The following is a 768-nucleotide window of genomic DNA, read 5'->3' as shown; positions in this document are numbered from 1 at the left end:
CCCGCAGTGCTATTCCCGCAGTCCCGTTCCCCCGTTACCGCTCCCACTGTACGGAACGCGCAAGGACTTCCGCACAAATTTAGCGGCCGCAGTTGACGCTTTTTGTCAGCAGAGCGACGGCGCGCGCGGAGGGTCAAACGTGCAACGGCGCCCGCCATCATTGAGAAAATACCATACGACCCTGACGAACCCCTGACGAAAATGCAGATAACAACAGGCGAACAAAAATTTAATATAAATCATTTTTATTTCTATATGGCAATTAAAATTCAGTGACCGGATCGCTCGGTCACGGTCTTTTTGAGGAGATAAAAATATGAACAAGCTCACATTGCCACGCACGCTGATCGGCGCCGCTTGCGCCGCCCTCCTGATGGCTGCCTGCGGCGGCGGTAGCGGTGGCGGCGCAGCGGCGCCAATCCCCGCACCGCTTCCCGCACCTGCACCTGCGCCTGCACCTGCGCCTGCCGTGCCCGGTGCACCCACCATCTACGGCACCGTGACCGGCTTCGGCAGCATTATTGTCGATGGGGTGCGGATCGACGACAAGCTCGTCGCGGCATTGAAGGAGCATGCCGACGGCGCCCTCGCCAGCATCGAACTGAAACTGGGCCAGCATGTCGAGGTCGAACACGACGGCAACCTGGTCGCTACCAAAATCCGGGTTGCCGCCGAAGCCGAGGGCGCCGTCGCCGCGCTCGACTTTTCCGCAAAAACCTTGACCGTACTCGGCCAGACCATCACCATCAACACCGACGCCGCGCTTGG

At 59.8% G+C, this 768-nt stretch carries 1 protein-coding gene; it reads left to right on the top strand.

What is annotated here, in order from left to right; all coding sequences use genetic code 11:
• Positions 1-316 precede the first annotated feature (316 nt).
• Positions 317-768, top strand: a 452-nt coding sequence (locus tag ACP7BV_RS27480; protein ID WP_426108083.1) for a DUF5666 domain-containing protein, incomplete at its 3' end; no start/stop codon positions are given.

The sequence above is a fragment of the Massilia sp. TSP1-1-2 genome, from assembly GCF_049896185.1.
Taxonomy (GTDB): domain Bacteria; phylum Pseudomonadota; class Gammaproteobacteria; order Burkholderiales; family Burkholderiaceae_D; genus Telluria_A.
This window is presented reverse-complemented; position numbering and strand designations above follow the sequence as displayed.